17 protein-coding genes are annotated in these 7,113 nt (G+C 65.0%); all 17 read right to left on the bottom strand.

The window, feature by feature from the left end:
• Window positions 1-95: 95 nt before the first annotated feature.
• Window positions 96-1,304 (bottom strand): tyrosine-type recombinase/integrase, encoded by a 1,209-nt coding sequence (locus tag EYW40_RS18445; protein ID WP_135822972.1) that lies wholly within the window; start codon window positions 1,302-1,304, stop codon window positions 96-98.
• Window positions 1,305-1,536: 232 nt separating this feature from the next.
• Entirely contained in the window at window positions 1,537-1,791 is a 255-nt protein-coding gene (locus tag EYW40_RS18450; RefSeq protein WP_135822973.1) for a hypothetical protein, read from the bottom strand.
• Window positions 1,788-2,195, bottom strand: coding sequence for a hypothetical protein (locus EYW40_RS18455; protein ID WP_135822974.1), 408 nt, complete (start codon window positions 2,193-2,195; stop codon window positions 1,788-1,790). Before EYW40_RS18455 ends, EYW40_RS18450 begins: the two co-directional genes overlap by 4 nt.
• Entirely contained in the window at window positions 2,192-2,479 is a 288-nt protein-coding gene (locus tag EYW40_RS18460; RefSeq protein WP_135822975.1) for a hypothetical protein, read from the bottom strand. Before EYW40_RS18460 ends, EYW40_RS18455 begins: the two co-directional genes overlap by 4 nt.
• Window positions 2,472-2,621, bottom strand: coding sequence for a hypothetical protein (locus EYW40_RS19740; protein ID WP_161973233.1), 150 nt, complete (start codon window positions 2,619-2,621; stop codon window positions 2,472-2,474). Before EYW40_RS19740 ends, EYW40_RS18460 begins: the two co-directional genes overlap by 8 nt.
• Window positions 2,618-2,824, bottom strand: coding sequence for a hypothetical protein (locus tag EYW40_RS18465; protein WP_135822976.1), 207 nt, complete (start codon window positions 2,822-2,824; stop codon window positions 2,618-2,620). The genes EYW40_RS19740 and EYW40_RS18465 overlap by 4 nt, the downstream gene beginning before the upstream one ends.
• Complete coding sequence (locus tag EYW40_RS18470; protein ID WP_135822977.1) at window positions 2,821-3,234, bottom strand: hypothetical protein; 414 nt, start codon at window positions 3,232-3,234, stop codon at window positions 2,821-2,823. Before EYW40_RS18470 ends, EYW40_RS18465 begins: the two co-directional genes overlap by 4 nt.
• Window positions 3,231-3,566: a hypothetical protein gene (locus EYW40_RS18475; protein WP_135822978.1), complete on the bottom strand. Its 336-nt coding sequence runs from the start codon at window positions 3,564-3,566 to the stop codon at window positions 3,231-3,233. The genes EYW40_RS18470 and EYW40_RS18475 overlap by 4 nt, the downstream gene beginning before the upstream one ends.
• Window positions 3,556-3,828 (bottom strand): hypothetical protein, encoded by a 273-nt coding sequence (locus tag EYW40_RS18480; protein ID WP_135822979.1) that lies wholly within the window; start codon window positions 3,826-3,828, stop codon window positions 3,556-3,558. The genes EYW40_RS18475 and EYW40_RS18480 overlap by 11 nt, the downstream gene beginning before the upstream one ends.
• Window positions 3,825-4,193, bottom strand: coding sequence for a hypothetical protein (locus EYW40_RS18485; RefSeq protein WP_135822980.1), 369 nt, complete (start codon window positions 4,191-4,193; stop codon window positions 3,825-3,827). The genes EYW40_RS18480 and EYW40_RS18485 overlap by 4 nt, the downstream gene beginning before the upstream one ends.
• Window positions 4,193-4,483, bottom strand: coding sequence for a hypothetical protein (locus EYW40_RS18490; RefSeq protein WP_135822981.1), 291 nt, complete (start codon window positions 4,481-4,483; stop codon window positions 4,193-4,195). Before EYW40_RS18490 ends, EYW40_RS18485 begins: the two co-directional genes overlap by 1 nt.
• Window positions 4,473-4,967, bottom strand: coding sequence for a hypothetical protein (locus EYW40_RS18495; protein ID WP_135822982.1), 495 nt, complete (start codon window positions 4,965-4,967; stop codon window positions 4,473-4,475). Before EYW40_RS18495 ends, EYW40_RS18490 begins: the two co-directional genes overlap by 11 nt.
• Window positions 4,967-5,875, bottom strand: coding sequence for a hypothetical protein (locus EYW40_RS18500; protein ID WP_135822983.1), 909 nt, complete (start codon window positions 5,873-5,875; stop codon window positions 4,967-4,969). The genes EYW40_RS18495 and EYW40_RS18500 overlap by 1 nt, the downstream gene beginning before the upstream one ends.
• Window positions 5,876-6,220 (bottom strand): hypothetical protein, encoded by a 345-nt coding sequence (locus tag EYW40_RS18505; protein WP_135822984.1) that lies wholly within the window; start codon window positions 6,218-6,220, stop codon window positions 5,876-5,878.
• On the bottom strand, window positions 6,220-6,651 hold the full coding sequence (locus tag EYW40_RS18510) for a hypothetical protein (protein WP_135822985.1): 432 nt from the start codon (window positions 6,649-6,651) through the stop codon (window positions 6,220-6,222). The genes EYW40_RS18505 and EYW40_RS18510 overlap by 1 nt, the downstream gene beginning before the upstream one ends.
• Window positions 6,651-6,794, bottom strand: coding sequence for a hypothetical protein (locus tag EYW40_RS19745; protein ID WP_161973234.1), 144 nt, complete (start codon window positions 6,792-6,794; stop codon window positions 6,651-6,653). Before EYW40_RS19745 ends, EYW40_RS18510 begins: the two co-directional genes overlap by 1 nt.
• Window positions 6,791-7,113 (bottom strand): hypothetical protein (locus tag EYW40_RS19750; protein WP_161973252.1); only part of this gene is annotated, 323 nt, incomplete at its 5' end. The genes EYW40_RS19745 and EYW40_RS19750, both read right to left, overlap by 4 nt.

Genomic DNA, 7,113 nt, shown 5'->3' on the forward strand with positions numbered 1-7,113 from the left:
AGTACCGTAGCGACAGCGAGTTCGACGAGCCCAGCGGGGGACACGGGCAGTTGCATCTGTAGCGATAATCTAACGCGTTTCAGTTAAAAACTCGGTCACTCGTCGCCGAACACCTGACTCCCGATCTCGGACAGCTCACTCGCTTCGATGTGGCTGTACATCTTGCTTGTCGTCGCCGGGTCGGCGTGCCGAAGGGCTCGCTGCGCCGCCGAATGATCGGCCTCCCGGAAGTACATCTCACCGGCCCCACGCCGGCCGCCGTGCAGCGTCAGGTAGTCCTTCGAGTCCTCGCTGGTGTCGACGCCCGCGGCATCGCTCAGCCGCTTGAACAGCCGCCTGCCGCCGGAGGTAGACAGCGCCGGCGGCCGGCTGTCGAACTCCCGGATCGCTTCGAGCGGGTCGTCGAACGGTTCCAGCCACTCCTCCACGTCGGCCTCGTCGTGGCCGCGGTCGCGGAGGTCCTCGCGGACCGCACCCCACAGTGAGGGCCGGTGGAACGTCGGGAACAGCGGCCAGTCGTCGCTCGCGGGGTCGAGCACGTCGTGCCACCGCCGCAGCGCGGGGAGCGGCTTGTCGGTCAGCGGAGCCTGCTCGTCGTCCTGGCTCTTGCCGAACACGTCGATCGTCCGGTTCTCCAGATCGAGGTCAGCCCACGTCGCGCCGTTGCGGCCGTCGCGATCGTCGTCACTGCGGGACAGGACCTCCGCCCCACGGACGCCGGCGTAGCCGATGAGGTACGCGAGCGCGCGGTCACGAACGGGGGCGAGAGCGTCGCTTCCTTCCTCGTCGATGGCTTCGTGCGCCCGCTCGTCGACGTACTGCAGGAGCGTCTGTCGCTGCGCGGGACTCCAGAACTGCTGGTCGGCCGACGAGCGCGACGGCCGGTCGGGCATCTCGTCGATTACGGTCGCCGAGTCGGCGGGGTTGTCCTCGAGGTCGCGCCATGCGACACACCACGCCAGATACGACCGGACGGCGTTGAAGTATGTCCACGCGGTCCCGCGGGTGATTCCGCCGTCGGCGTCTCCGTCGTTCGCCTTCACGCGCCGGGCAAGGTACTTCGGGTAGCGGGCGAGCGTGCGTTCGTCGATGCCCTCCAGGTACTCCGTTCCAGTATGCTCGTGCATCCAGTCGATCCACGTCGGGAGGATGCGTTCGAGCTGGGCGGCGTACGCGCCGGAGCGGTCGCCGCTCTCAGGGTCGACCGTCTTCGCCTTGTAGTCGAGGAAGTCGTCTAGTGGGTCAGCGAGTGGTGTGTTCCCGGCGCTGACCCCGGGAGTAGCGTCGTTCTGGCTGGGGTCCATCGTGTCAGTGTACCCTACAGCGTCGACCCACTAGAATGTACTGTTGTTTTTCAGGCTAAACGTGAGTGGGTGCAGACACGGCGTTTCCGGTAGAGAATCGCAAGACGGCTGTACGATAGTCTTGTTGAGCGGTGGTTCTAAACCACATATGACTATACAAAACTGTGGTCTCTATCGCTAGTCACGAACTCCGGCGCAACAAGCGTCTGACGCCCGCTCCCACCGCCCGAGCTTAGAACGTGAGAAGAACGCCGATGCCGATGCCGACGAGAACACCGATCGCCACGCCGATGAACACGCCATCCGCGGCTGTAAGCGGCGGCGACTCGTCCCAGCGTCCGCACTGCGTGCAGCGCTGTCCTGATCCCATGAACGCGTCGTCGACGTAGTCGTGGCCGTGGAGGCGGCAGTACAGCGGGGCAAACGGGCCGTACGGAAGCGACGGCGTGACGTGATCGGTGTCTGATTCGCTGTTCTCACCGGTCATAATTCCCTCCGAAGCAACGCCAGCGACCCCAATACCGGCTGCCAGAGGATTCGAACAACGTTCCCAGCGGCGAGGGCCGCCCTCGTCCTCATGGACAGCGAACCCGAATCGCGGTTCCGATAGTAGTCGTGGACTTCCTCGACGGCCTCGCCAGTCCCGAAGTAGTAGTCCAGATCGTTCGCGAACTCGTGGCGGAGGAGTCCGGTGAACGTCTTTGCGGCGTCCGTCGCGTGCCCTCGCTCGTGCTGGAGAATGAGATCGTGGGCTTTCGGATACTCTTTCAACTCCTCGTCGAGGACGATGACGTTGTACCGGTAATCGTAGTGGTTCTCAGCGCCGGGGAGGTAGTAGACCTCCGGGTCAGCGTCCTGCTCGCGGGTCGTCGTGCAGTTGCGTTCCATCATGCGTTTTCTTCACGCCAGGAATGTTCGATTACGCTCTCGTCGTAGGTCACGTACTCACAGACTGCACAGACGGCGACCGAGGCCGCGTCGGGCGTGGCGATCCAGTTTCGCGATCCACAGCTATCGCAGGGTTCGCCCATCGTCCCGTGGTCATACAGATCGCGGTGCTTCGCACAGAGCGGGCGGCCGTTCCGAGTCGCCGCAGGGTTCGTCTGGCACGCCGAGACGCCGCAGGACTCGCCTGCGACGGCTCCCGACAGCGCTGTGATCAGGTCGTCAGCCATCGTCCTCGAACCCGTAGCCTTCTCGGAGATCACTTTCAGCACAGCCAAGCCGGTTCGCCGCCTCCATCCGGCAGTAGGATTCGTCGCCGCCGTCGACTTCGATCCACTCACCTGTCGTAGCGTCGTGGAACACGCGGGTCATGCCGTCTCACCGTCCTCCCGTTCGATCCGCAGTTCGCCCGTGACGCGAACCGTCTCGGGGAGCGTTCCGGCGCTGTCCGGTTCGCCGACGACCTCGACTGCCGCGTCGCCGACATCCACCATCCCGATGTTCGACAGGTCGATCGAGTCGGCGACGGTCGTGTCGATTTCGACCGTGACGGTGTCGGGGTTCTCGTCGGTCATCGGTCGGCCCCCGGTTCGCCGGCCTCCTTGTAGTCGACCTCATACTGCCGCCCGTGGAACTGCCGCGTCCACGCCGGACAGTCGGTACACTTCCAGACGGTCACCATCTTCCCCTCGGAGACGGTCATCCCGCCGCGGACCCACTGGTGGTTGTCACACTGCCAGCCGTCAGACTGAGGGATGAGGACGCTTCGGTTCGACTCCTTGTAGCCGCCATCCCACGTGCCGGCAAACTCTGAGAGCGTCTGCCGGTACTGATGCGACGCGTAGTCCCCGGAAAGCGACCACTCCAGATCGTGCAGGAGTTGAGCGATCCCCTCCAGCAGTTCCGCCTCGTCCTCGTCGAGCCGCGCGCGCCGCTTGACCTCGCGGACATCCTGGAACAGGTAGTCGAGACTGCCGCCGCTCATGCCGAATCGGCCTCCGTAACCAGCAGTTTCTCCAGCCCCTCGCGGTCGTCGTAGTCCTCCGGCAGCGCGTCGGCCGACACGAGGTCGTACATCAGCGACGCCAGTTCCGAGACGACCATCTCGCGCCGCTCGGGGTCGTCCTGTTCGAGGTGCCGGACGTACACGTCGTGGCGGATCTTCGCCCACTGTTCGCCGTCGAGGTGGCTGATGTCGCGGGCTTCGTCCCACGTGTGCTCGCAGGCGGTGCGTTCGGCGTCGCAGTCGGCCTTGACGTACTCGCGGCAGGGCACGCAGATGAGCAGGCCCGGCCAGTCAGTGTCGCTACTCGACATCGATCTCCACCTCGTCGCGCTTCGCCGCCGGCGGCAGGCGGTCCTTCGCATCCAGGCGCTCGACCACGTCGTCTGGGAGGCCACCCGCGGCCGGGTCCATGACCGTCGTCACCTGCCGGTTCGCCAGCACCGAGACGATGAAGATGTCCGCCTCACACTCCGCACAGCGGATCACGCCGACGTCCCGGTCGGTGTCGAAGCGGAACTTCTGCCGGCGGTCGCCACAGTCCGGACACTCCGGACAGACGAGCGGCCCGCTCATGCGAAGTCCTCCAGGCTCGTCGGCTTTGGCCTCGGTTCGGTGTCGATCCGGTCTTTCGAGACGGTGCCGATCGGGTAGTCGTCGTTGGCGTAGCCGTGGAGTTGGTCGACGACCGTCTCGAACGGGCCGTACGCGTCGGGAACGGGGACGCGTTCCTGACACTTCCAGGTGTAGTCGAAGGCCCAGAACGCTAGGTCGCCGTCCTCGACGGTGACGTACATCGGATTCGGGTTCGAGTCGATCCGGACGGCCTTCGTGTCTGGGTTCTCCCACAGCAGTTTCAGCGCGCGTTCTGCCGTGTGGTTGCACTCCGTCTCGGTCGGTCGCAGGTTCGTACGGTCGATCTCCGTGTCTTGATCGTGCATTAGGTCTCGCCTCCGTTGCCGTCGGTCGCCGTGTCGACTGAGCGAAGTTGATCCGCCAGCCCTCGTTTGAGCCTGACCTGCGTTTCGTCGTAGCCGTCGCCATAGCAGAGGGAAATCCCCTGATGGTATCTCCCCGCGTCCGTGGTCGTCTCCAGCGATTCCAGCACGTCATCGTAGTCCTCGCTCGGGACCACGATCATCCAGTCGTCGGGACTGTCAACCCACTCAGCGAACTCTCGTATCCGCTCTGCAATCTGCTCAGTCCCGCCCGTAGACGGCTCACTCGACACGCCGGATCACCTCCCGCGGCCGCAGTTTCTCGCAGGTGTTCGCCTTCGAGTCGAGGTCGTAGGCCAGCGCCTTGCTGTCGTACTCCCGCTCCCACGGCGGGATTACGACGCGGTACTCGTGCCCGTCGACGGCTTCGACAGTAATGCCGGGACCGAGGCGGTCGGGGTCGATCCCCAGATCGATCACCTCGAACTCGGCTTCGCCGTGCTCGACGAACTCGGTTTCCGAGTCACCATAGACGCGCTTGGTCGCGACGACGGGACTCCAGCCCTCGCGCGGGTCGTACTCGGCCGTCAGGTCCCACAGCGGGGCGCGGTGCCCGTCCTCGGCGACGGTGACCGCGTGGGTCGTGATCGCGCCTGTGCTGTGTTTTCGGATGTCGTCGACCGTGCCGACGAACCGGTCCGCGTCGGCGGGCGTGACCCGGACCGTGTCGTCCGTCGCGAGTGGTTCGAGGTCGGGGTGGGTTGGTTCGTCCGCCATCACGCATCACCCTCGTTTTGCTGCGCGTTCGGCTCGATAGTCTGTAGCTCGTCGAGAAGGTCCTGCATCTCGGTGACCTTCTGCGAGATGTCTTGGAATCGGCGCTCGACGTTGTCCTCGAAGTGTTCCAGTTCGTTGTCGAGACTGTTGAACTGGCCGCCCTCCAGCGCCTGCACGAACTGCTTGGCCTTGTTCAGCCGTTCAATCCGATCGTCGCTGATCGGGTGGACGTACCCCAGTAGCCCAGCGTCCCGGAGTTTGTCGACCGTCTCGGCCTTGTCGTGCAGGTCCTCAGCCTCACGGTCGAGCCGACGGTCGGTCAGTTCCTCCTCCGCCTCCTCGTAGCCGCGCCGGCGGGCTTCCCGGAGGTCCTGTTTCGTATAGTTGGACTCCCCGCCGACGGTTTTCTGGATAAACCGCCCCCAGAACGCCTTGTCGGGCTCGCCCTGCTGGTGCTCGGTCAGCTCCGAGTCGACTTGCTTCCAAATCTGCTCGCTGTTCGGTTTGAGTTCGAACAGTCCCCAGCCCTCAGGTAGCTCCGACTCCTCGACGACGCCGGACCAGGCGACGACGTACCACTCGTCGCAGGCCGTGACGAAGTAGTCCGCCTTCGCACCCTCGTTTTTCTCCGAGAGCCAGTCGGAGCGACTGGCCTTGAACTCGAAGCCGACGACCTTGAAGTTCCGCGACGGGAACGTGTTGACCGCGATTGCGTCGGCCCGGCGGCCGTTCGGGCTGGCCAGTTCGAACGCCAGCGACCACTCCGGTGGGTCGAAGCGGCGTTTGATGGACAGCTTGATCTTGCTGGTTTTCTCCGCGTCGGTCAGGTTCTCCGGGGGTTTGTTCATCAACTCGCGCCACTCGTCCTGTTCTGTGTCGGTGAGTGTCTCCTGCTGTGCGTCGCTCATTCAGGCATCGCCTCCGTTGCCGTCCCGTTCCGCCGGATGGATCGGCCCGAGTGTCTTCCAGATGTCCCTCTGCAGGTACGCCGCGTCCGTCCAGTACTCGTGTTCGCCGCCCCGATACGCCCGCACCACCTCGTAGTGTTCGGCGCAGCCGTCGGCGTCCTCAAGCAGGGGAACGATGTCATCGCCGAGTTCGTCAAGCAGCACGAACCCGACGCGGGTGGGATCCTTTTCGACGGCGATCTCCGTGACGACGGCCCACTGCCAGCCGTCGTACTCCAGCACCGTGCCTCGCGTGACGCCGTCGAGATGCGGGTGGTCGAACTGCAGGGTTTCGCCGCCGGCCATCACTCGTCACCTCCAGCGAACGCGTCGAGCGACTGGTTCTGTGCCTCACGCATCGCCTGCTGGAGTTCGGCGACCGACTCTACGCCCTCGCGGTCGTCGTAGAACGTCAGCAGCCACACGGTCGCCTCACGGAGTTCCGAGCGGTCCGCCCCCGTTTCGACGCTGTGGACCTCCGTGCCGTCGATCGTGAACACGAAGGTGTCCTTCGGGCCGGGCGTGCGCTTGGACGTACGCGTGAGTGCCGTGCCATCCTGGTGTTCCCATTTGGTGTGGAACTTCCCGTGGTCGGCGATGTCCCAGCCGCCGGGGACGGGGTAGCGCAGGTTGGCCTTCGACCACGTCTCGACGTCTTCCCACTCCTCGTGCATCGGCGGGTCGGGGATCGACGGCGGTTCGTCCGGGACGCCGCTGTAGTCGGTGTCGTCCGACATCACTCGCCACCTCCGCCGGCACCCCGACAGCCGGGGCACCACTGTTCCTCGTTGCCGTCTACCTCAACGCGGGTGAGGTTCACGTCGTTCGTGATTTCGATCCCACAGCCGTCGCAGTTGTCGGGTTCGTTCTCGGACATCATTGCCACCGCTCGGGCGTGTCCGCGCTCCGGATAACTGTCGCACTATGCACGTCCATCCGCCAGCGTTCGAGCCGCAGCGACGCGTCGATACACTTCGTACACGGCCGCAGGTTGAACTTCATCACCGCTTCCTCGGCGTCGGCCGCCTCGACCGCCGACCACAGCGACCCCTCGGGGAGCCGCTGGCCGCATTTGGGGTGGTACTCGTAGTCGTACTCGTCGCCGTCGCAGGCGGCCCGCTCGTGGACCGTCCCCGCCGGCGACGAGACGAACCGGCAGTCCGCGGCCTCGTGGACGGTGTCGCCGTTCGGGAGCGTTC

This window comes from Halostella litorea (genome assembly GCF_004785955.1).
Lineage (GTDB): Archaea > Halobacteriota > Halobacteria > Halobacteriales > Natronoarchaeaceae > Halostella > Halostella litorea.